Below are 20,631 nucleotides of genomic sequence, written 5' to 3' on the forward strand. Positions count from 1 at the left end.
CGCTGAACCCCGGGCGCCCTGGTGCGCGGGTCATCACCCAACAGCTTTTGGAGAATTCCCCATGCAGGCTTCGAGCACAGGCGTTTCGCGTACCCGGCAAGTGGTCGCCGCCGTTATCGGCAATGCGCTGGAATGGTATGACTTCATCGTTTACGGCTTTCTGGCGAGCATCATCGCCCGGCAATTTTTTCCCTCCGAAGATGGCTACGCCTCGCTGTTGATGGCGCTGGCGACCTTCGGCGTCGGCTTCTTCATGCGCCCGCTGGGCGGCATCCTGCTCGGCATGTATGCCGACCGCAAGGGCCGCAAAGCGGCGATGCAGATGATCATCCGGCTGATGACCGTGTCCATTGCGCTGATCGCTTTTGCGCCGAACTACGCAGCCATCGGCATGGGCGCGCCGTTGCTGATCGTCGTTGCGCGGATGCTTCAAGGCTTTGCTACCGGCGGTGAATACGCCAGCGCCACGGCGTTTCTGGTGGAGAGCGCGCCGGCCCATCGCAAAGGTTTGTATGGTTCGTGGCAACTGGTCGGGCAATGTCTGGCGGTTTTTGCTGGCGCGGCGATGGTGGCGTTGGTCACCCACCTGTTTACGCCTGAGGCGCTGGACACCTGGGGCTGGCGGATCCCGTTCGTGCTCGGTCTGTTGATCGGCCCGGTCGGCTTGTGGATTCGCAAGCACATGGAAGAACCGGAAGAATTCCTCGAAGCGCGCAAGCAAGCCAAAGGTGCGGCACCGGGCTTGTGGCAGGTGATCCGCGAACATCGCCGCAGTCTGCTGGTGTCGATGGGGCTGGCGTGCGGGGCCACGGTGTCGTTCTACGTGGTGCTGGTGAACATGCCGACCTTCGCCCACACCAATCTCGGTCTGCCACTGGATCAGGTGTTGCTGGTGCAGATGCTCGCCGTGGCGCTGATGACCGTGGTGATTCCGCTGTCCGGCGCGCTGTCGGATCGCGTGGGGCGGCGGCCCGTGTTGATGGCCTTCACCCTGGCGTTTTTCTTGATGGTCTATCCGCTGTATGTGTGGGTAGCGGCTGCGCCGTCGATCGAGCGTCTGCTGGTGATGCAACTGTTGCTGTGCAGTGCCATTGGCGGCTTCTTCGGCCCGGCCCCGACTGCGCTGGCCGAGCAGTTTCCCATCGAAGTGCGCTCAACCGGCGTCTCGGTGGCCTACAACGTGGCGGTGATGCTGTTCGGTGGTTTCGCACCGTTGATCGTCACCTGGCTGAGCAAAGTCTTGAATACGCCGGTAGCGCCAGCCTTCTACGTGTTGTTCGCTTGCCTGCTGACCCTGCTCGGTACTTACTGCTTGCAGGAAGCGCCGCGCGCGAAGAAACCCGTCGCGCTCAATGTGGGAGTGAAACCGTGAGCCCGTTAGCCATCCACCCGATTGTTGCCCTCGATGCCGATGCGCTGTCCCGGGCAATTCATGCGCGCCAGGTGTCGTGTCGCGAAGTGATGCAGGCGTATCTGGCGCACATCGAGCGCTTCAATCCGTCGGTCAATGCGCTGGTGTCGTTGCGTGCTGATGAAGACCTGCTTCGCGAAGCTGATGAGTGCGACCGCCAACTGGATCGCGGCCAGTCTCGCGGCTGGATGCACGGCATGCCACAGGCGATCAAGGATCTGGCCGCCACCGCTGGTTTGCGCACCACCATGGGCTCGCCGCTGTTCGCCGAGCAAGTGCCTCAGCATGACGCGATCAGCGTGGCCCGTGTACGCGCGTGCGGCGCTATCATCATCGGCAAGACCAACGTGCCGGAATTCGGCCTCGGTTCGCAGACCTACAACACGGTGTTTGGCACCACCACCAACGCCTATGACCCGAGCTTGATTGCCGGCGGCAGCAGCGGCGGGGCGGCGGTGGCGCTGGCCCTGCGTTTGCTGCCGGTGGCCGATGGCAGCGACATGATGGGCTCGCTGCGCAACCCGGCGGCGTTCAATAACGTCTTCGGCTTTCGCCCGTCACAGGGCCGCGTGCCCCACGGGCCGGGGCCTGAAGTGTTCGTCCAGCAACTGGCCACCGAAGGCCCGATGGGCCGCAGCGTTACTGACGTCGCACGGCTGCTGTCGACGCAGGCCGGTTACGACTCGCGCGTACCGCTGTCGCTGAAGGATCAACCGCAGGAGTTTGCCGAAGGGCTGCAAAGGGATTTCACCGGCGTGCGTATCGGCTGGCTCGGCGACTACAACGGCTATCTGCCGATGGACGACGGCGTGCTGAGTCTGTGCGAATCGGCGCTGGCGGATTTCACTGCGCTGGGTTGTCAGGTCGAAGCCTGCCAGCCGGATTTTTCCATGCAGCGCTTGTGGCAGACCTGGCTGACCCATCGGCACTTTCTGGTGCAAGGCAGCCTCGGCGCGGCGTATGCCGACCCGCGCAAACGCGAACTGCTCAAGCTTGAAGCTCAGTGGGAAGTGGAGGGTGGATTGCGTCTGAGCGCCGCCGACGTTTATCAGGCATCGGTCGCGCGCAGCGAGTGGTATTGCGCGCTAAGCAAACTGTTCGAACGTTACGATTTCCTGCTGCTGCCCACCGCCCAAGTGTTCCCTTTTGATGCACAACAGCCGTGGCCGCGCGTCGTTGGTGGGCGCGCCATGGACACCTATCACCGCTGGATGGAGGTGGTCATCGGCCCGACATTGGCGGGACTGCCGAGCATGAGTGTGCCGGTCGGTTTCAACCCGGCGGGGTTGCCGATGGGCCTGCAAATCATTGGCCCGGCCCAGGCGGATCGTGCGGTTTTGCAACTGGCCTACGCCCACGAACAACTGACCCGCTGGGTCGAACGGCGCCCGCCGCCATGCCTGCAACCGGCCTGAGCGGCTCGTATCTTGCTGCAAAAAGTGATCATCCATTCGTAACCATGGAGGTCGATCCTATGGGCAGCAAGGCAGACACCGGCAGCGTGCGCTCGGTCGAACGGGCGCTGGCGATCGTCGAGTTGCTCGGCGAGCATCAGGCGTTGGGGCTGGAGGAGTTGCACTACCTGACGACGCTGCCCAAAGCCACGGTGTCGCGGATGCTCGCGACCTTGCAGGAGCAGGGCTGGATCTACCGCGGCCTCAGCGACCGGCGATATCGCCTGTGCGCCAAGCGCCTGTTCGGTGATCGTCAGCAGCGTTTCAAGCGGCATCTGGTGGAGAGTGCGGCGCCGATGTTGCTTGAGTTGAGCGAACGCACCGGGCTGGTCGCGGACTTGTCGTGCTTCGACGGTGAGCGGGTTGAAGTCATGGAAAGTGCGATCCCGCAGGTACTGCGCAAACGCTATCCGAACAACTGCCAGATCGTCGGGCATCACGCCAGCCTGTTTCATTCGGCGATGGGCCGAGCGTGTCTGGGTGAACTCGACAGCCATGAGGTCGAACGCTTAGCCGAACGCGAGCAGTTGAGCGATGAAGGTCTGTTACAGGCCACCGAGTCGGCGTTGCAGCAGGGCTTTGGCCAGCGCACCGAAGGTTACTGGGAATACCCGGTGCGCTTGCCGTTTCTGATTCGTGCGGTGGCGTTGCCGATCCGTGCGCAAGGGCGACTGGTCGGCAGCATGGCATTGCACTGGCCGATGGATCAGGCGCCGGTGGAGCGGGTGTTGAGCCTGCACCTCAATAGCCTGGCGGCGACCATTGGTGATGTGCAGCAAGCATTGGCCTGACAGTCTTTTACGCTCCACGGTTTGCAATACATCCACGGGCGGTTAATGTTCGGCTCAGGTTTATCGACCCCACGAGTCTTCAATGTTCAACCGCTCCCTCTGTAATGCCTTCGCCAGCCTGCTGCTGGCCGCCGCCGCGCTGCCGGCGCAGGCCAATTGGTATCTGGACGGCGAGTCATCGCGGCTGTCGTTCGTCAGCACGAAAAACGCCCATGTTTCCGAAGTGCAGCGCTTTCTGGTGCTGCACGGCAAAGTCGACCCTAACGGTCGCGCCGAGGTCGAAGTCGAACTGGACTCGATCAACAGCGGCATCCCGCTGCGCGATGAGCGGATGCGCAAGGAGCTGTTCCAGATCGAGCAGTTTCCCGACGCGACCATCACCACTCAGATCGACCTGCGCCCGATCAACGACCTGGCCCCCGGCGCGCAGCTTGAATTGCGCCTGCCGCTGACCGTCAACCTGCACGGCAAGCAGCACGAATACCCGGCCGAACTGCTGGCGACGCGTCTCGATGACCGGCGTTTTCAAGTGGTGACACTGGAGCCGCTGGTGATCAACGCCGAAGACTTCGATCTCGTCCCGGGGCTGGAAAGCCTGCGCAAACTGGCCGATCTGTCGGCCATCAGTCTGTCGGTGCCGGTGGGTGCGGTGCTGATCTTCACGGCGCGCTGACATGCGCGGCGCGATCTTCCCCTGGCGTGACGGCAATCGCTTCGAGCTGTTGATCGACGGCCCGCAATTTTTCCCGCGCATGCTGGTGGAGATTGCCCGCGCCGAAGAGCAAGTCGAACTGGAGTTGTACCTGGTCGAGGCGGGCGCCTGTGCCGAAGCCGTGGTGCAAGCGCTGGTGCAAGCCGCCGAACGTGGCGTGCGGGTGCGTTGCCTGTTTGATGATTACGGCAGCCTCGCGTTCACCCTCAACCTGCGTCAGCGTCTGACTCACGCCGGGGTTGAATTGCGTTTCTACAATCGCCTGCACTGGCGGCGCTGGCTCGGCAACTTCTATCGCGATCACCGCAAGCTGCTGCTGGTCGATCAGCGTCTTGCCGTGGTCGGCGGCACCGGTGTCACCGATGAGTTCTGGACGCCTGAAAAAGAGACCAGCGAATGGCACGAAGTGATGGTGGAAATCACCGGCCCGCTGGTGCTCGACTGGCAGGTGCTGTTCGACCGCCAACCGCCATCGCCGAGCGTGGAAACCGTCGGCGCATGTCGGCCTGCCACGCTTGCCCAAAGTGCCGGACATGGGCGAGGGCATGGGGCGCGTGGCTTACGCCGATGCCCGCCAGCACCGCGACATTCTGCAATCACTGTTTCGTGCCTTGAACAGTGGGCAGAAACGCATCTGGATGGCCACGCCGTACTTCCTGCCCACCTGGAATATCCGCCGCTCCCTGCGCAAAGCCGCCGCTCGCGGTGTCGACGTGCGGCTGCTGTTGACCGGGCCGCGCACCGATCACCCGTCCGTGCGCTACGCCGGGCACCGCTACTACCCGCGCCTGCTCAAGGCCGGGGTGCAGATCTTCGAATACCAGCCGTGTTTCCTGCACCTGAAAATGGTGCTGGTGGATGACTGGGTGAGCATCGGTTCGTGCAACTTCGATCACTGGAATCTGCGTTTCAATCTGGAGGCGAACCTTGAAGCGCTGGACCCGTCGTTGACGGCAGCGGTGGTGGCGAGTTTCGAGAAAGACTTCGGCTTGAGCCAGCGGGTGAGTCTGGAGGAGTGGCGGAAGCGGCCGTTGTGGCGGCGGGTCAAGCAGCGGGTTTGGGGGTGGGTGGATCGGTTGGTGGTCAATATTCTGGATAGACGGGGCTAGCAGCCATGCCCAAAAACCACTGTGGGAGCGAGCCTGCTCGCGAAGTCGGTATGTCAGTCAGCATTGTTTTATCTGAATGACCGCTTTCGCGAGCAGGCTCGCTCCCACAAGTTATTGCGGTGTTCTGATGATTACAGCAGTTCGAAACTCTGCTGCTTTACATTCTGCGAGTCCAGGCCGATCTGCACGTTGAACTTGCCAGGCTCTGCCGCGTATTTGAGCTGGGCGTTGTAGAACTTCAGGTCATCCTCGGTGATGGTGAAGTGCACGACTTTCTGTTCGCCGGCCTTGAGCATGATTTTCTGGAAGTTCTTCAGTTCCTTCACCGGGCGGATCATCGAGCCGGTGACGTCCTGAATGTACAACTGCACCACGGTTTCGCCGTCACGTTTGCCGGTGTTCTTCACCATGACACTGGCGTCGAGCTTGCCGGTGGTGTTCAGGGTGGTCGACGACAGCGCCATGTCGTTCAGGCTGAAATCGGTGTAGCTCAGGCCATAACCAAACGGGAACAGGGGACCTGTGGTGTCATCGAAATACTGCGAGGTGTAGTTGCCCGGTTTGCCCGGCGTGAATGGCCGGCCAATGCTCAGGTGGTTGTAGTAGGTCGGAATCTGGCCCACGGAGCGCGGGAAGGTCACCGGCAGTTTGCCCGACGGGCTGTAGTCGCCGAACAGCACGTCAGCGATGGCGTTGCCACCCTCGGTGCCGCTGAACCAGGTTTCCAGAATCGCGTCGGCCGACTGGTTCTCTTCGAGAATGGTCAGCGGACGGCCGTTCATCAACACCAGCACCAGCGGTTTGCCGGTCGCCTTCAGGGCGCGGATCAACTCGCGCTGTGTTTCCGGGATGTTCAGGTCGGTACGGCTGGAGGACTCGTGGGACATGCCACGGGACTCGCCCACCGCTGCAACGATCACGTCAGCGTCCTTGGCGGCTTTCACCGCTTCGTCGATCAGCACGTTGGCCGGACGCGGATCATCCACCACTTCCGGCGCATCGAAGTTGAGGAAGTTCAGGTAGTCGAGCACCTTCTTGTCGCCGGTGATGTTGGCGCCACGGGCGTAGATCAGGTTCGCCTTGTCGCCGATCACTGCGCTCATGCCATCGAACAGCGTCACCGATTGCGCCGGACGGCCGGCGGCGGCCCAACTGCCCATCATGTCGATTGGCGCTTTGGCCAACGGACCGACCAGTGCGACTTTCGCGGTTTTCTTCAGCGGCAGGGTTTCGTTCTGGTTCTTCAGCAGCACCAGACTGCGGCGTGCCACTTCGCGGGCCTCGGCGCGGTGCAGACGGCTTTCGGCGTAGGTGTCGGCCGGATCGTCTTCAGCCTTGCCGATGCGCAGGTACGGGTCCTTGAACAGGCCCATGTCGTACTTGGCCGCGAGGACTTCGCGCACGGCGTTGTCGATGTGTTTCTGTTCGATCTCGCCGGACTTGAGCAGCCCCGGCAGCTCTTTGCCGTACAGGGTGTCGTTCATGCTCATGTCGATGCCGGCCTTGATCGCCAGCTTCGCCGCTTCCCGACCGTCGCGGGCAACGCCGTGCTTGATCAGCTCGAAGATCGCGCCGTGGTCGCTGACCGCAAGGCCCTTGAAGCCCCAGTCCCTGCGCAGCAAATCGTTCATCAGCCAAGTGTCGGCGGTGGCCGGGATACCGTTGATCGAGTTCAACGCCACCATCACACCGCCCGCGCCGGCGTCGATCGCCGCGCGGTACGGTGGCAGGTAGTCCTGGTACATCTTCACCGGGCTCATGTCCACGGTGTTGTAGTCGCGACCGCCCTCGACCGCGCCGTACAGGGCGAAGTGCTTGACGCTGGCCATGATGCTGTCGGCCGCGCTCGGGGTTTCGCCCTGATAGGCCTTGACCATGACTCTGGCGATGCGCGAAGTCAGGTAGGTGTCTTCACCGAAGCCTTCAGAGCTGCGGCCCCAGCGCGGGTCGCGGGAGATGTCGACCATCGGCGCGAAGGTGATGTCGAGGCTGTCGGCGGCGGCTTCTTTGGCCGCAACGCGGCCGGACTGGCCGATGGCGTCCATGTCCCAGCTCGAAGCGAGGGCCAGTGGAATCGGGAATATCGTACGGTGACCGTGGATCACGTCGTACGCGAAAAACATCGGAATCTTCAGGCGGCTGCGCATGGCGGCGTCCTGCATCGGACGGTTTTCCGGGCGGGTGATCGAGTTGAACGTGCCACCGATGTTGCCGGCGGCGATTTCCTTGCGGATCAGCTCGCGCGGCATTTCCGGGCCGATGCTGATCAGGCGCAACTGGCCGATCTTCTCGTCGAGGGTCATTTGCTTCATCAGGTTGCTGATGAAGGCGTCCTTGTTTTCCAGGGGTACCGGGGTCTCAGCGGCCAATACTTGATGACTGGCCAGGCTGACGAACAGGCCCAGCAAACACAGCTTCTTCATGAATGTTTTTCTCAAGGGCGCAAACGGCAATGCAATGCCGGCCAGCCAAAATTTAGGGAGCGACTATTGTTGTTCGGGTGCAGGCGCAAAAACGCAGAGCCAAAAAACGACAGCGGACAGTTGGCCGCGTCTGCGCAGGGCCTCTTTTTAGCCCATCGGCCCGTAGCAATCCAGTAGCGCGGCCGATTATGCCCCAAGAGCCGGCCCCGAGTGTTTCGCGGGCGGTTTTTAAAATGAAATGTGCCAGGGAGCATCACTGCCATGAATGTAAGTCCTACCACTCGCTCACGCTTGCAGGTCGCCTCGTTACTGGTGCTGGCGATGTTGCTGACCGCGTGCGGCATCAACAACATCCCGACCCTCGACGAGCAGGCCAAGGCTGCGTGGGGCCAGGTGCAGAACCAGTACCAGCGCCGCGCCGACCTGATTCCCAATCTGGTGGAAACGGTGAAGGGCTATGCCGCCCACGAAAAGGAAACCCTGACCGCGGTGATTGAGGCCCGGGCCAAGGCCACGTCGATCCAGGTCGATGCCAGCACCCTCGACAATCCCGAGAAGCTCAAGCAGTACCAGCAGGCGCAGGATCAGTTGAGCGGCGCGTTGAGTCGCTTGATGGTGGTCTCCGAACGTTATCCGGACCTGAAGGCCAACCAGAACTTCCTCGCCCTGCAATCGCAGCTTGAAGGCACGGAAAACCGTATTGCCGTGGCGCGGCGCGATTTCATTCTGGCGGTGCAGAAATACAACACCGAGATCCGCACCTTCCCCGGTCGCCTCTGGCACAGCGTGATGTACAGCGACTTGTCGATCCGCGAGACCTTCGAAGCCACTACGCCCGGCGCGGAAAAGGCCCCGGAAGTGAAGTTCTGATCCGAGGTTATCCATGCGTGTGTTGAAGATGGGCCTGGTGCTGATGCTGTGGCTGTTCGCCGTCAGCGCCCGGGCCGAGTTGACATTCCCGGCGCTGAGCGGGCGGGTGGTGGACGAGGCGCAGATGCTCGAGCCCTCGGTGCGTGCGCAACTGAGCCAACAGTTGCAGGCCCACGAGCAGGCCACGGGCGAGCAATTGGTCGTGGTCACACTGCCGGATCTGCAGGGCACCACCATCGAGGATTTTGGCGTACAACTGGGCCGACACTGGGGCATCGGTCAAAAGGACAAAAACAATGGCGCGCTGCTGATCGTCGCCCGGGACGAGCGCAAACTGCGCATCGAAGTCGGTTATGGCCTGGAGGATCGGCTGACCGATGCGCAAACTTCGGTGATCATTCATCAAGTCATCACCCCCTCGTTCAAGGCGGGCAACTTCAGTAAGGGCATCAGCGACGGCGTGGCGGCGATGCTGGTGGTGTTGGGCGGCAATCCGCTGGACGAGCCGTCGACGGTGTATGAATCGAGCGGTGATCCGCAGAGCGATTTCGTTTCCCGGCACCCGGCCTTGTTCGTGTTTCTGGTGATGTTGTTCATCCTGACGGTGTTTGTCTGCCAGATGCTCGGTATCCTTCCCGCCGGCCGTGGCGGCTCCGGTGGATCGGGCGGCGGCTTCGGCGGTGGTGGTGGATTTGGCGGCGGCGGTGGAGGCGGGGGCTTCAGCGGCGGCGGGGGCAGTTTCGGCGGCGGTGGTTCGTCCGGCGGCTGGTGAGCACACAACAATAATGAGCAGGCACTCTTTGACATGGCATTACTGACTGAACACGAACAACGCAAAGTCGCCGAGGCAATCGCCCGGGTCGAGCGCGACACCGACGCCGAACTGGTGACAGTGCTGGCCGCCCGCGCCGACGATTACGCGTACATCCCGTTGCTTTGGGCCAGTTTGCTGGCGCTGGTGGTGCCGGGCGTCGTGCATTACCTGACCGGCTGGCTGACCTTGCGCAGTTTGCTGTTGGTGCAATGGGGCTTGTTCATTGTGCTGTGCCTGCTGTTTCGTCTGCCGAAAATCACCACCCACCTGGTGCCGCGCCGCGTGCGGCACTGGCGCGCCTCGAATCTGGCGCGGCGGCAGTTTCTTGAGCAAAACCTGCATCACACGGTGGGCAGCACCGGCATGCTGATTTTTGTCTGCGAGGCCGAACGCTACGTGGAGATTCTGGTGGACGAGGGGATCTCCAGTCGGCTGGACAATAAAAACTGGGATGCGATTGTCGCGGCGTTTACCGAACAAGTGCGGCAGGGGCGCACACTTGAGGGGTTTGTGCAGTGCGTCGAGGCGTGTGGGGAGTTGTTGAAGGTGCATGTGCCGGTGACGCAGGTGCGCAATGAGTTGCCGAACCGGTTGGTGGTGTTGGCATGAGGAAAACCCTCACCCCAGCCCTCTCCCAGAGGGAGAGGGCTGGGGTGAGGTGTCCGTCGCTATCCATCGACCTGAAAGATCGCGTCGATTATGGATTCAGATCCGAGGAAAAACCGGGTCGATGATGGATTCACTGCCAAGCAAGAATCGGGTCGATCATGGATTCAGCGCCAGTCTTTCAAGTCGGTAAATTTCTCAAATATCCCCCAATCGGTCCCCTCTACCTCTGGGAGAGGGCTAGGGTGAGGGCCTCATTTAAAACCGTTCGGTAAATAAGAGCGTGTCCCCAACCCCCATCCCCCCTAAAATACCCGCCATTCCCGATTCGCCCCCCGAGGCCGCTTGTTCATGTCCGTTACCGCCCCATCCGCCAAATCGGCGCCAGATCACCACGCCCAGTTCATCGAGCTGCTGCAAACCAGCCTCGAGCAGAACGGTTTCATCAAACTGGTGCTGGCCAAATACGTCGGTGAAGAAACGGATCTGCAGCGGGTCATCATCAAACCGGTGACGGTCAAGGCGCAGCCAAACCTGTCCTTCGTCTATCGCTACAAGACCCGCGACATCACCAAGAATCTGCCATTGGCCGAAGGCGTGGCGATGATTGCCGAGGTGTTGCCGGCCTCGTTCAAAAATGCGCATTTGCTGGCCGTGACTGATGAAGCACAGCTCGAATACAGCAAAAAAGGCAAGAGTTCGCTGTTCAAGAGCAAACCCCAGCAACTGCGCGAAGCGCCGTCCGCCGAACACAACCGCGAAAAAAACCGCTTTCTGGAGTTGAGCCGACCGTTCCTCAAGGATCTGGGCGTGACCAATGCGCAACAAGAGCTGATCCCGGCGATGTCGCGCAAGTGGAAGCAGATCAACAAGTTCATCGAAGTCTTCAGCCATGCCCTGACCTCGTCCCCGCTGGCGCTGGACAAGCCGGTGCGGGTCGCAGATTTCGGTTCGGGCAAGGGTTATCTGACCTTCGCGATTCACGATTACCTGCGCAACACCTTGAAGGCCGAGGGTGAAGTCACCGGCGTCGAATTGCGCGAAGAGATGGTCAACCTGTGCAACGCTGCGGCGGCGAAGCTGGATCATCCGGGGCTGGTGTTCAAGTGCGGTGACGTGCGCAGCGTGGCGCCGAGCGAGCTGGACGTGATGATCGCCCTGCATGCCTGCGACATTGCCACCGATTACGCGATCCACACCGGCATTCGTTCGGGCGCGTCGATCATCATGTGCTCGCCGTGCTGCCACAAACAGATCCGCCTGCAAATCCAGAGCCCGGCGCTGCTCAAGCCGATGCTGCAATACGGTCTGCACCTCGGCCAGCAGGCGGAAATGGTCACCGACAGCTTGCGTGCGCTGTTCCTCGAGGCCTGTGGTTACGAGACCAAGGTGTTCGAGTTCATTTCACTGGACCACACCAACAAGAACAAGATGATTCTGGCGGTGAAACGCGCCGAGCCGGTAGACCCGGCTCAGCTGTTGGTGAAGATTGAGGAATTGAAGGCGTTCTACAACATCAGCGAGCACTGTCTGGAAACCTTGCTGCGCGCGGATGGTTATCTGAGCTGAATCTCACGCAGTGGCAGCCTTTGCTGGCTGCACGGCGGTCTTGCGACCGAGCATGACGGTCGCAATCACCCCGCAAGCAAACACCCAGGTGATCGGCTCCACATGTTCCCCAAAGAACAGCGCCGAAAATGCGATGGTGAAGAAGATCTGCAGCAACTGGATCTGACTGACCCGGGCAATGCCACCCATGGCCAGCCCGGCGTACCAGGCGAAGAAGCCGAGAAACTGCGAAAACAGCGCCACATACCCAAACGCCCACCATGCCTTGGCTGACACCGCGCCCTGATGTTGCAGCGCCAGGTACCACACCGGGCCGATCAACAGCGGCGTCGACAGCACCAGCGCCCAACAGATCACCTGCCAGCCGCCCATCTCCTTGGCCAACCGGCCGCCCTCGGCATAGCCCAGACCTCCCACGGCAATCGCGCCGAGCATCAATAAATCCCCGGCCTGAATGCTGCCGGCCCCGGTAAACAACGCATAACCAAGCACCAGCGCACTGCCCAGCGCGGCGCAGGCCCAGAAGGCTTTTGACGGCCGTTCGTGGGACAACCAAGCGGCATAAAGCGCCACGCACAACGGCTGCAATCCGTTGACCAGTGCACCGTGGGACGCCGGCAACGTCTGCATGGCCCAGGCCGACAACACCGGGAAACCGAGAATCACCCCGACGATCACCAGACTCAGGCCTTTGACCTGCGCCCAGGTCGGCCACTTCTCCCGTCGCCATAACAACAGCAAAGCCGCCGGAATCGCCGCGAACAAGGCGCGGCCCAAGCCGTTGAGCAAGGGATGCAGTTCCTGCACGACGATGCGGGTGAAGGGCAGGGTAAGGCTGAAAATCACAACCCCGAGCAGGCCGAGGGCCATGCCGGTGTTTTCGCGCGAAGACATGAGGTTGACCAGAATTGAAGGTGGCAGGGGATTGCCTTCATCAAGCCATAAACCGTGGCCTTCTGGCTGTTACAGCTAGGCACAGACTTATCCGTACAGTTTGAGGGCCTCTTCGCGGCTTATTAGGTAGTAGCCGGTTGTTACCCACCCTGATCGATAAGGTCTACCTTGAACACTCCCAGGCAATTTCCAGAGGAGTCCGCCCCATGGCCGCGAAAAAAATCCTGATGCTGGTCGGCGATTACGTCGAAGACTACGAAGTGATGGTGCCGTTCCAGGCCCTGCAAATGGTCGGCCACGCCGTCCACGCGGTATGCCCGGACAAGGCCGCCGGCAAAACCGTGCGCACCGCCATCCACGACTTCGAAGGCGACCAGACCTACAGTGAAAAACCCGGGCACCTGTTTGCCCTTAATTTCGATTTCGCCAAAGTCAGCGAAGCCGACTACGACGCGCTGGTGATCCCCGGCGGTCGTGCGCCGGAATACCTGCGACTGAATGAAAAAGTCCTCGAACTGGTACGCGCCTTCGACAAGGCTGGCAAGCCGATCGCAGCGGTGTGTCACGGCGCGCAGTTGCTGGCGGCGGCGGGGGTTCTCGAAGGGCGCGAATGCAGCGCCTACCCGGCCTGCGCGCCGGAAGTCCGACTGGCGGGCGGCACGTACATCGACATTCCCGTGACCGACGGCCACGTTCAAGGCAATCTGGTCACCGCCCCGGCATGGCCGGCGCATCCGAACTGGCTGGCCGGTTTCCTCGGTTTGCTCGGCACTAAAATCACCCTGTAACGAGGATTCGCCCATGTGCGAGCTCTACGTCAAGGCTGACCCGATTCTCTACGAATCGCGCTCGCGTTCGCTGCGCATCTGCGGGGTGGTGACGACGTTGCGCCTGGAAAACCAGTTTTGGGACATCCTCAGCGAAATCGCCGAGGTCGATGGCATGACCACCAATCAACTGATCGCCAAGCTGTATGAAGAGGTGATGGATTATCGTGGGGAAGTGGTGAACTTTGCGTCGTTCCTGCGGGTGAGTTGTACGCGGTATCTGTCGCAACGGCGTAGTGCTGCGCCGGAGTTGTCGGTGGTGCGGGCGGTGGTGAAATAGCCGAGACCGGACAGACGCCATCGCCAGCAGGCTGGCTCCCACAGGGAAATGCATTCCAATGTGGGAGCGAGCTTGCTCGCGAAGGGGGCGGTTCAGGCGACAGATGTTCTGGACTGGTCTTTACTCTGAGGCGCGAAACCTCTTAATCGCCAAGGAGAATCGAGCATGTCCGGATGGTACGAAGTCAGTAAAAGCAGCAACGGCCAGTTCAGGTTTGTACTCAAGGCAGCCAACGCCGAAACCATTCTCACCAGTGAGCTCTACACCACTCGCGCGGCAGCCGACGGCGGCATCGCCTCGGTGCAGACCAACAGCCCGCTGGATGAGCGTTACGAGAAGAAAACCACCAAGGACGGTCATCCCTATTTCAATCTCAAAGCCGCCAATCACCAGATCATCGGCAGCAGCGAAGCGTATTCCTCGGATGCAGCGTGCGACAAAGGCATTGCCAGCGTGAAGGCCAACGGTTCGACCAAAACCATCAAGGACAAGACCCTGCCGGTTCTCTAGAAAACACTGAAAATCAAACTGTGCGAGCCGGCTAGGTCCCACATCGGAATACATTCCCCTGTGTGGGCTAGCCGGCTGGCGATGACGTCAGAAGCCTCGCCGCTAAACCTCGACCGGCACCGACAACTTCGGATTCCCCAACGCATGCGTCTTCGCATCAAAAAACCGCAACGCCACCCCAGTCCCTTCAAACACCTTCGCGTAATGCCGCTTCTGATGCTGAATGAACGCCGCACTGCGCGGATAAATCGAGATCGCCACCACCTTCGGTTTCGCCAAACGCAAGGCCCGCACGATGTGGCTGTCCTGCTCGGCCAAGGCATGGCCGAAGATGCACAGACTGTCGCCATGACCCAATAACTGCGCGTAACAGAACGACAGATAATCCGAGCTGCGAATGGTCCTGAGTTTCTCGGCACTCGGCCCTTCGTTGATGAACAGCGGCACGTCGTCCAGCGTCTTGAGAGTGTTGTTGATCGCGAAGCTGCCGAGTAGCGTGCCTTCGGTCGAGGTCAGTTTGCGCGCGGTGCCATCCTGGTTGCGCACCAAATGCAGACCGCCGTGCAGGTACAGTAAACGCGGTTTTTTCGTGGCGCTTTCGCTCAGGTCGAAACTCGCATTCGGGCCATTGAACAGATCGTCGATGGCTTCGCTGCGGTGTTGGAGCGCCCAGTAGTTGAGCAAGTCGTAATTGGTGGTGAACACCGTGCGATAGCGCGCCAGTTCTTCATTGAGCGTCGCCAGCGTCGAGGCCTGCACCAGTCGCCACGGAATATGGATGGCGTGCACGCTGTTGATCAGCGCTTCCTTGATTGCGTAGTAGCGATTGCGCGGCGCTGCCGAGCTGACGGCCAGTGCCTTGTTGACCCGGCTGGTGGTTTTCAGCGCGCCGAGCACTTGTTCGAAGCTGCGCGTCTGCATCGCGTCGAACACCGCCAGTTCCGATGGGCTCAGGGGTTTGTCTTCCACAGTACGGGCGTTTTCGAACAGCGAGTCATAACCGAAGTCGTCCCACACCGCGCGGCTGGCGCCGTTCCCCACCAGCAAGCCCTTGAAATCGGTCGCGGCGCGCAGGCTGCTCCAGTCTTCGAGGGTGGCGTCGACATCCAGAAAATCGCTCATTGCTTGGCACATCTCAAAACATAGGGGCTGATGGGCGGCGACTTTATCACGAGCGGGCATTGAGCCAGATCAACATACGCCATGACCGATCGGTCGATGCTGTGTGTACCCGTCGGATCGCAGCTGTCGATTTGGCCCCAGTCAGGAGAGACACGATGAGCAGCACCTTTTTCATTCCGGCGGTCAACATCATGGGCAGCGGCTGCCTCGACGAAGCCATGGTCGCGATCCGCAACTACGGCTTTCGCAAGGCACTGATCGTCACCGACGCGGGGCTGGCCAAGGCCGGCGTGGCGGCCATGGTCGCCGAGAAACTGGCCATGCAGGACATCGACTCGGTGATCTTCGATGGCGCCAAACCGAACCCGAGCATCGCCAACGTCGAGTCCGGCCTGGGGCTGCTCAAGGAAAGTCGCTGTGATTTCGTCGTGTCGCTGGGCGGCGGCTCGCCCCACGACTGCGCCAAGGGTATTGCGCTGTGCGCGACCAACGGCGGGCAGATTCGGGATTACGAAGGCGTCGATCAATCAACCAAGCCGCAACTGCCGCTGATCGCGATCAACACCACCGCCGGCACCGCCAGCGAGATGACCCGGTTCTGCATCATCACCGATGAATCGCGCCACGTAAAAATGGCCATCGTCGACCGTAACGTTACGCCGCTGTTGTCGGTCAACGACCCGGCACTGATGGTCGCCATGCCGAAAAGCCTGACCGCCGCCACCGGCATGGACGCACTGACCCACGCCATCGAAGCCTATGTATCGACTGCCGCCAACCCGATCACCGACGCCTGTGCGCTGAAGGCCATGACCCTGATCAGCAACAACCTTCGCCTGGCTGTGCGCGACGGCAGCGACCTCGCGGCGCGGGAGAACATGGCCTACGCGCAGTTCCTTGCCGGCATGGCGTTCAACAATGCGTCCCTTGGCTACGTGCACGCGATGGCGCATCAGTTGGGCGGGTTCTACGACTTGCCGCACGGCGTGTGCAACGCCGTATTGCTGCCACATGTGCAGACGTTCAATGCGTTGGTGTGTGCCGATCGCCTGACCGATGTGGCCCACGCGATGGGCGCAGATGTTCATGGTTTCAGTCCGGAAGAGGGCGCCCAAGCGGCGATCAATGCGATCCGTAGCCTGGCCAAAGATGTCGAGATTCCCGGCGGTTTGCGTGAGCTCGGCGCCAAACTCACCGATATCCCGATGCTCGCCGCCAATGCCCTCAAAGACGCCTGCGGTCTGACCAACCCGCGTGTGGCGGATCAGCGGCAGATCGAAGAGATTTTCCGCAACGCGTTTTGAGAGCAGCGTTTGCGGGAAAGATTTCGATGACCGGGCCGGCCCTTTCGCGGGCAAGCCCGCTCCCACAGTGTCCGCGGTGACATACAAATGCTGTGTCCAATGCCGCTCCCTGTGGGAGCGGGCTTGCCCGCGAAAACTGGCTTCCAGGCACTACAAATCCCCCGAGTTCTCACATCACCCGACAACCGCCACATTTCTCCCAAACACCCCACTCAATCAACACCACCTTCACCAGCGGCACGGACCTGATTCTGACGGTGTCGTCGGCAGGGCCTGCGGGACATTGATCAGCGGCGCATGAACGCGTTCTACCACTTGCTGGGTGGGAGTCGACGGGTATGGAAGACACGCAAAACCTGTAAACAGCCCTGACGCACCCTGTACGGAATCAAATAGGGGCGATCAGGAAGAGCCCATTCTCGTGTTCCGGCTAAGCGCCCCTTTCGTCCAGAGGCAGGAAACCGGGCGAGGTGATCAACGCTGGCAAGAATGGCCTGAACAAACTCTGAGGCAGCCTTCGGATTTTCAATCGCAATGTAGGAAGCTTCGTCATCGAGATTCTTTAATGCAGTTTTCAGCCACTCAACGCGCATTGGCATCCCATTTTTCGGCGATGGCCCTGACTTCATCAGCAGAAGCGAAATCACCGGCGTCGGCTTCCTTCAGCGCTTGTTGAATTTCTTCTATCTGCCAAGCCTCGCGCGTCAGGTATTCGCGCAATGCATCCACTGCCAGGTAAGACTTGCTACGGCCAGTGGCTTTGGCGAGGTTGGCGAGGGTGTCTGCAATTTCATCGGGGATACGTAGAGACATGACGGACATGGCGAACTCGATGTAGTGGTTTGTATTACACAACACTACAGTGTCGTGCGTAGCAACGGCTAGCTCCATTTGTCTATCTGAACCGCTGAGAGTGATGGCCATTTAGCATTTGCTCGGTTGAAACAGTTTGTTGAGAAGGGGATAGTGCGCGGCTGAAAAGTCATCAAGGAGCGGGACGTGACAGTGAAGTCTGGATTGATCGGGTGTGTGGCGCTGTGCGCAGGGCTGATGGCGGGGCAGGTGTTTGCCGAGTGCACGCCGGCGACGGTAACTGCGGAGGATGTGTCTGTCTGCAAGGACTGGCCGGCTTACCCAGGGCTGACCCTCAGCGCCAAGACGCGGTTTGTGCGTGGCACCGCTGACGCGCTCGGTGCTCATGATCTGGACTTGTCTGTTCTGAAGGATGGTCAACCGAATCCGGTTGCCGCTTATCAGCAGGCCGCTGCCTTCGTAATGGATGGCGTCCACTTGCAAGAAATGACACTCGACACTGCGCGCTACAAACTCACCCCCCGACCTTCGAGCCTTTGGAGTACGCGCACGACTCACTAATGGTTCGCGCCTCAATCCCAGAGATGAAAGCCAACTGACGCTCTACGTGATGGAGGGCGAAAAGTTGCGTCCGGTCCTGCGTCAGTTGTTGGTTTATGAGTATGGCGGCGAGTGGGATGACAACTGCGCTGGCGAGCGTTTCGAGATTTCAAGAACCGTCGAAATTGCTAAAACAAGCTCCCACGGTTACGCAGACTTGATCGTTAAAACCCAGCAAACAGACACGACAAGTGTGGGGGATGCGGACGCTTGTGATGATAAATCCAACGTCTACCAACCGGTTTTGACAACCTTGCACTACGACGGAAAAACTTACGTTTTGCCACCCGGTTTCAAAGGTCTCTGACTGATCTGCCAAACACGACTTATATCAAGGAAGAACCATGCTCAGCCCAACCAGACTCCTTATCGCCCTCGGTTTTCTGGCCATCGCTGCCCAGGCCCAGGCCGCCTGCACCACCAAGACCTTCGACGGCCAATCACTGTCACGCTGCATCGTCTGGCCAGCCTTCCCGGCGCAGGCGATTGCGGTCAAATCCACGTACCTGGCCGACCCCGGCGACGACGAGGCCGGGGTGTTCGATCTGGATCTGGCGCTCGTCAATGCCAGCAACGCCAACCCCATCGCCACTTACCGTAAACCGGGCGCCTACAACTCCGATGCCGTGCGGTTTGACGATCTTCGCGTCGACACGGGCCGCTACCGACTGGCGTCGGACGTGCGGGCTTTCGGCCTGCGTTCTAAGTTCACCCACAGTTCCCACGCCATTCCCTACGAGAAAACCGATCTGGCGCTGTATGTTCGCGAAGGCGATAAGCTGCGCCCGGTGCTGGAAGGGTTGGTGATCTACAAGAACAACGGTGAGTTCATGAATGACTGCGAAGGCTACATGAAGAAAATTCGCCGGACAGTCGACATCGGCACCACGAGTCACAACGGTCTCGCCGATTTGATCATCACCACCAGCGGCAGCAAGATGAAAAACACCCAGTCGGGAAAACAGTGCGTGTCGAAAGATACCGTGCTGAAAAAGACCCAAATCACCCTGACCTACGACGGCCAGCAATACACCGTCCCCGAAGACCTGCGAGGCTACTGATCCGATGCTCACCGGCCTCAACCACCTGACCCTCGCCGTCAGCGATCTCAACCGCAGCCTCGCGTTCTATCGCGATGTGTTGGGTCTGCGCGTCGAAGCCACGTGGGACGCTGGCGCCTATCTGTCGTTGCCGGGGCTGTGGTTGTGCCTGTCGTTCGATTCGCAGCTCACGGCCGAGCCGTGCGCCGACTACACCCATTACGCCTTCAGCCTCGGTGAGGCGGATTTCCCGCTGTTCGTAGAACAGCTAAAAGCGGCCAGCGTGCGGGAATGGCGGGACAACCGCAGCGAAGGTGCGTCGTTCTACTTTCTCGACCCCGACGGCCACAAGCTCGAAGCCCACGTCGGCGATCTCGCGTCGCGACTGGCGGCGTGTCGGCTGAAACCGTATGCCGGCATGCGTTTTTACGACGAGCCGTGAACTCGCTCAATCGGCTGATATAGACTGGCCGCCACGTATTCTGGCGCTTGCAGGTTTTCCATGACTCCATCGTTGCTAATGGCCGTGCTGGCCTCGGGTTTCATTTACGGCATCACTCCCGGGCCGGGCGTGCTGGCGGTGTTCGGCATTGGCGCAGCGCATGGGCGACGGGCCGGTGCGGGGTTTCTCTGCGGGCATCTGCTCGGCGATGTGGTCTGGTGCAGCACCGCGTTGATCGCGATTGTTGGCGCACGGGAAATCGGCAGCACGGCGTTCGACGTGCTCGGCGTGCTCAGCGGCCTGTACCTGTTCTGGCTCGGCTGGCGTGCGGTGCGTGCGCAACGTCGCAGCGACGATGAACCGCAGGGCGCAGCGCGCAATCCGTTCTGGCACGGCATCCTGTTCGGCCTGACCAACCCCAAGGCCTATCCAGTGGCAGTGGCGACCTTTACCGCGCTGTTGTCGAGCCGCGCCGAACTGCTCAACTGGTCGATGCTGCCGGCGCTGATCGCCCTGAGTTTCCTCGGCGGATTAATCGCCTACGCGATTCTCATCGGCGTGGTCGGCGCGCAGCGGGTACGCACGATCTATCAACGGCACGAACTGCTCATCACCCGGTTGTGTGGCGTGATGTTCATTGGTTTCGCCATCAATGCGCTGATGCATGCGCTGCCGGGATTGTTGCCGAACAAGGCTTGATTTTCGCGGTTCGGGTTTCACCGTTCGTCGCGCAGGCGGCAATTTTTCTAAACCTTTGCCGGGCAGAAAATTCTCAATCTAGGCGGGCACCTGCTCGCCGCGATCAATACCAAGAGGTAGAGAATCATGCCTAATTCAAGAAACTCGAACTCGGGAAACTTCGCCAACGATCGAACGAAGGCGTCTGAAGCCGGTCGCAAAGGTGGGAAAACCACCACAACGACGGTCGATAAAGAGCCTGCGAAAACAGAAACGGGCCGCAAGCCTGCTCAGAAATCGAAGTAGTCGGTGAAGGTAGTTTTGATTGAGAGGCGGGGGCGCAAGCTCCCGCTTGAATTCAG

General features: G+C 60.6%; 23 protein-coding genes and 1 pseudogene. 19 read left to right on the top strand and 5 right to left on the bottom strand.

Annotation, left to right across the window (positions count from 1 at the left end; all coding sequences use genetic code 11):
* The first annotated feature begins 61 nt into the window (after positions 1-61).
* From ACA043_RS06860 to ACA043_RS06880, 5 genes and pseudogenes are all read left to right on the top strand, one after another.
* Positions 62-1,372 (top strand): citrate-proton symporter, encoded by a 1,311-nt coding sequence (locus ACA043_RS06860; protein WP_497658866.1) that lies wholly within the window; start codon positions 62-64, stop codon positions 1,370-1,372.
* Complete coding sequence (locus tag ACA043_RS06865; protein WP_497658867.1) at positions 1,369-2,826, top strand: amidase; 1,458 nt, start codon at positions 1,369-1,371, stop codon at positions 2,824-2,826. The genes ACA043_RS06860 and ACA043_RS06865 overlap by 4 nt, the downstream gene beginning before the upstream one ends.
* Before the next feature lie 59 nt (positions 2,827-2,885).
* Positions 2,886-3,656, top strand: a complete 771-nt coding sequence (locus ACA043_RS06870; protein ID WP_401266191.1) for an IclR family transcriptional regulator — start codon at positions 2,886-2,888, stop codon at positions 3,654-3,656.
* A gap of 82 nt (positions 3,657-3,738) precedes the next feature.
* Positions 3,739-4,329, top strand: coding sequence for a YceI family protein (locus tag ACA043_RS06875; RefSeq protein ID WP_489878383.1), 591 nt, complete (start codon positions 3,739-3,741; stop codon positions 4,327-4,329).
* A gap of 1 nt (position 4,330) precedes the next feature.
* Positions 4,331-5,477 (top strand): annotated as a pseudogene (locus ACA043_RS06880) (phospholipase D-like domain-containing protein).
* A gap of 131 nt (positions 5,478-5,608) precedes the next feature.
* Here ACA043_RS06880 and bglX read toward each other — a convergent pair.
* The gene (gene bglX, locus ACA043_RS06885; protein WP_497658868.1) at positions 5,609-7,900 is read right to left on the bottom strand and encodes a beta-glucosidase BglX; all 2,292 of its coding nucleotides are present in this window, start codon (positions 7,898-7,900) and stop codon (positions 5,609-5,611) included.
* Between the two features lie 261 nt (positions 7,901-8,161).
* On the opposite strand from bglX, the gene ACA043_RS06890 reads away from it, so the two are divergent.
* The 4 genes from ACA043_RS06890 (at position 8,162) to ACA043_RS06905 (ending at position 11,759) form a co-directional block, all read left to right on the top strand.
* On the top strand, positions 8,162-8,770 hold the full coding sequence (locus ACA043_RS06890) for a LemA family protein (RefSeq protein ID WP_187681176.1): 609 nt from the start codon (positions 8,162-8,164) through the stop codon (positions 8,768-8,770).
* 13 nt (positions 8,771-8,783) lie between these two features.
* Entirely contained in the window at positions 8,784-9,542 is a 759-nt protein-coding gene (locus ACA043_RS06895) for a TPM domain-containing protein (protein ID WP_401266122.1), read from the top strand.
* A gap of 33 nt (positions 9,543-9,575) precedes the next feature.
* A complete protein-coding gene (locus tag ACA043_RS06900) occupies positions 9,576-10,193 on the top strand; it encodes a TPM domain-containing protein (protein ID WP_489878388.1) in 618 nt (205 codons plus the stop codon).
* Positions 10,194-10,541: 348 nt separating this feature from the next.
* On the top strand, positions 10,542-11,759 hold the full coding sequence (locus ACA043_RS06905) for a class I SAM-dependent methyltransferase (protein ID WP_187680115.1): 1,218 nt from the start codon (positions 10,542-10,544) through the stop codon (positions 11,757-11,759).
* Between the two features lie 3 nt (positions 11,760-11,762).
* On the opposite strand, the gene ACA043_RS06910 is transcribed toward ACA043_RS06905, so the two are convergent.
* Positions 11,763-12,653: a DMT family transporter gene (locus ACA043_RS06910; protein WP_497658869.1), complete on the bottom strand. Its 891-nt coding sequence runs from the start codon at positions 12,651-12,653 to the stop codon at positions 11,763-11,765.
* Positions 12,654-12,859: 206 nt separating this feature from the next.
* Here ACA043_RS06910 and ACA043_RS06915 point away from each other — a divergent pair, with 206 nt between their 5' ends.
* From ACA043_RS06915 to ACA043_RS06925, 3 genes are all read left to right on the top strand, one after another.
* Entirely contained in the window at positions 12,860-13,441 is a 582-nt protein-coding gene (locus ACA043_RS06915; RefSeq protein ID WP_497658870.1) for a DJ-1/PfpI family protein, read from the top strand.
* A 13-nt stretch (positions 13,442-13,454) separates the two neighbouring features.
* Positions 13,455-13,760 carry a ribbon-helix-helix domain-containing protein gene (locus tag ACA043_RS06920; RefSeq protein ID WP_187680118.1) on the top strand — a complete coding sequence of 102 codons (306 nt, stop codon included), beginning with the start codon at positions 13,455-13,457 and terminating at the stop codon, positions 13,758-13,760.
* 165 nt (positions 13,761-13,925) lie between these two features.
* A complete protein-coding gene (locus ACA043_RS06925; RefSeq protein ID WP_401266114.1) occupies positions 13,926-14,270 on the top strand; it encodes a YegP family protein in 345 nt (114 codons plus the stop codon).
* A 102-nt stretch (positions 14,271-14,372) separates the two neighbouring features.
* Here ACA043_RS06925 and ACA043_RS06930 read toward each other — a convergent pair whose 3' ends face one another.
* Entirely contained in the window at positions 14,373-15,392 is a 1,020-nt protein-coding gene (locus ACA043_RS06930) for a DUF4917 family protein (protein WP_497658871.1), read from the bottom strand.
* Positions 15,393-15,547: 155 nt separating this feature from the next.
* Here ACA043_RS06930 and yiaY point away from each other — a divergent pair, with 155 nt between their 5' ends.
* Positions 15,548-16,696: an L-threonine dehydrogenase gene (yiaY, locus tag ACA043_RS06935; protein WP_489878392.1), complete on the top strand. Its 1,149-nt coding sequence runs from the start codon at positions 15,548-15,550 to the stop codon at positions 16,694-16,696.
* A gap of 308 nt (positions 16,697-17,004) precedes the next feature.
* Here yiaY and ACA043_RS06940 read toward each other — a convergent pair whose 3' ends face one another.
* Both ACA043_RS06940 and relB read right to left on the bottom strand, forming a co-directional pair.
* Complete coding sequence (locus ACA043_RS06940) at positions 17,005-17,289, bottom strand: type II toxin-antitoxin system RelE/ParE family toxin (RefSeq protein WP_401266107.1); 285 nt, start codon at positions 17,287-17,289, stop codon at positions 17,005-17,007.
* Positions 17,279-17,518, bottom strand: a complete 240-nt coding sequence (gene relB, locus ACA043_RS06945; RefSeq protein WP_401266189.1) for a type II toxin-antitoxin system RelB family antitoxin — start codon at positions 17,516-17,518, stop codon at positions 17,279-17,281. The genes ACA043_RS06940 and relB overlap by 11 nt, the downstream gene beginning before the upstream one ends.
* A 177-nt stretch (positions 17,519-17,695) precedes the next feature.
* Between relB and ACA043_RS06950 the strand changes: the two genes are divergently transcribed.
* From ACA043_RS06950 to ACA043_RS06975, 6 genes are all read left to right on the top strand, one after another.
* Positions 17,696-18,070, top strand: coding sequence for a hypothetical protein (locus ACA043_RS06950; RefSeq protein WP_497658872.1), 375 nt, complete (start codon positions 17,696-17,698; stop codon positions 18,068-18,070).
* A complete protein-coding gene (locus tag ACA043_RS06955; protein ID WP_497659624.1) occupies positions 18,009-18,416 on the top strand; it encodes a PA3715 family protein in 408 nt (135 codons plus the stop codon). The genes ACA043_RS06950 and ACA043_RS06955 overlap by 62 nt, the downstream gene beginning before the upstream one ends.
* Before the next feature lie 37 nt (positions 18,417-18,453).
* Positions 18,454-19,170 (top strand): PA3715 family protein, encoded by a 717-nt coding sequence (locus ACA043_RS06960; protein WP_497658873.1) that lies wholly within the window; start codon positions 18,454-18,456, stop codon positions 19,168-19,170.
* A 4-nt stretch (positions 19,171-19,174) separates the two neighbouring features.
* Positions 19,175-19,591 carry a fosfomycin resistance glutathione transferase gene (gene fos / locus ACA043_RS06965; protein WP_497658874.1) on the top strand — a complete coding sequence of 139 codons (417 nt, stop codon included), beginning with the start codon at positions 19,175-19,177 and terminating at the stop codon, positions 19,589-19,591.
* Positions 19,592-19,651: 60 nt separating this feature from the next.
* The gene (locus ACA043_RS06970) at positions 19,652-20,290 is read left to right on the top strand and encodes a LysE family translocator (protein WP_497616795.1); all 639 of its coding nucleotides are present in this window, start codon (positions 19,652-19,654) and stop codon (positions 20,288-20,290) included.
* Between the two features lie 126 nt (positions 20,291-20,416).
* On the top strand, positions 20,417-20,575 hold the full coding sequence (locus ACA043_RS06975; RefSeq protein ID WP_080762009.1) for a KGG domain-containing protein: 159 nt from the start codon (positions 20,417-20,419) through the stop codon (positions 20,573-20,575).
* The last annotated feature ends 56 nt before the right edge of the window (positions 20,576-20,631 follow it).

This window comes from Pseudomonas sp. LBUM1648 (genome assembly GCF_059716145.1).

Excerpts from the sequence above, each read along its gene's own strand:
- ACA043_RS06975 (WP_080762009.1), top strand. The coding sequence starts at position 20,417 with ATGCCTAATTCAAGAAACTCGAACTCGGGAAACTTCGCCAACGATCGA.
- ACA043_RS06895 (WP_401266122.1), top strand. The coding sequence starts at position 8,784 with ATGCGTGTGTTGAAGATGGGCCTGGTGCTGATGCTGTGGCTGTTCGCC.
- ACA043_RS06925 (WP_401266114.1), top strand. The coding sequence starts at position 13,926 with ATGTCCGGATGGTACGAAGTCAGTAAAAGCAGCAACGGCCAGTTCAGG.
- fos (WP_497658874.1), top strand. The coding sequence starts at position 19,175 with ATGCTCACCGGCCTCAACCACCTGACCCTCGCCGTCAGCGATCTCAAC.
- ACA043_RS06930 (WP_497658871.1), bottom strand. The coding sequence starts at position 15,392 with ATGAGCGATTTTCTGGATGTCGACGCCACCCTCGAAGACTGGAGCAGC.
- relB (WP_401266189.1), bottom strand. The coding sequence starts at position 17,518 with ATGTCCGTCATGTCTCTACGTATCCCCGATGAAATTGCAGACACCCTC.
- ACA043_RS06875 (WP_489878383.1), top strand. The coding sequence starts at position 3,739 with ATGTTCAACCGCTCCCTCTGTAATGCCTTCGCCAGCCTGCTGCTGGCC.
- ACA043_RS06905 (WP_187680115.1), top strand. The coding sequence starts at position 10,542 with ATGTCCGTTACCGCCCCATCCGCCAAATCGGCGCCAGATCACCACGCC.
- ACA043_RS06970 (WP_497616795.1), top strand. The coding sequence starts at position 19,652 with ATGACTCCATCGTTGCTAATGGCCGTGCTGGCCTCGGGTTTCATTTAC.
- ACA043_RS06940 (WP_401266107.1), bottom strand. The coding sequence starts at position 17,289 with ATGCGCGTTGAGTGGCTGAAAACTGCATTAAAGAATCTCGATGACGAA.
- ACA043_RS06915 (WP_497658870.1), top strand. The coding sequence starts at position 12,860 with ATGGCCGCGAAAAAAATCCTGATGCTGGTCGGCGATTACGTCGAAGAC.
- ACA043_RS06890 (WP_187681176.1), top strand. The coding sequence starts at position 8,162 with ATGAATGTAAGTCCTACCACTCGCTCACGCTTGCAGGTCGCCTCGTTA.
- yiaY (WP_489878392.1), top strand. The coding sequence starts at position 15,548 with ATGAGCAGCACCTTTTTCATTCCGGCGGTCAACATCATGGGCAGCGGC.
- ACA043_RS06910 (WP_497658869.1), bottom strand. The coding sequence starts at position 12,653 with ATGTCTTCGCGCGAAAACACCGGCATGGCCCTCGGCCTGCTCGGGGTT.
- ACA043_RS06900 (WP_489878388.1), top strand. The coding sequence starts at position 9,576 with ATGGCATTACTGACTGAACACGAACAACGCAAAGTCGCCGAGGCAATC.
- bglX (WP_497658868.1), bottom strand. The coding sequence starts at position 7,900 with ATGAAGAAGCTGTGTTTGCTGGGCCTGTTCGTCAGCCTGGCCAGTCAT.
- ACA043_RS06960 (WP_497658873.1), top strand. The coding sequence starts at position 18,454 with ATGCTCAGCCCAACCAGACTCCTTATCGCCCTCGGTTTTCTGGCCATC.
- ACA043_RS06870 (WP_401266191.1), top strand. The coding sequence starts at position 2,886 with ATGGGCAGCAAGGCAGACACCGGCAGCGTGCGCTCGGTCGAACGGGCG.
- ACA043_RS06860 (WP_497658866.1), top strand. The coding sequence starts at position 62 with ATGCAGGCTTCGAGCACAGGCGTTTCGCGTACCCGGCAAGTGGTCGCC.
- ACA043_RS06920 (WP_187680118.1), top strand. The coding sequence starts at position 13,455 with ATGTGCGAGCTCTACGTCAAGGCTGACCCGATTCTCTACGAATCGCGC.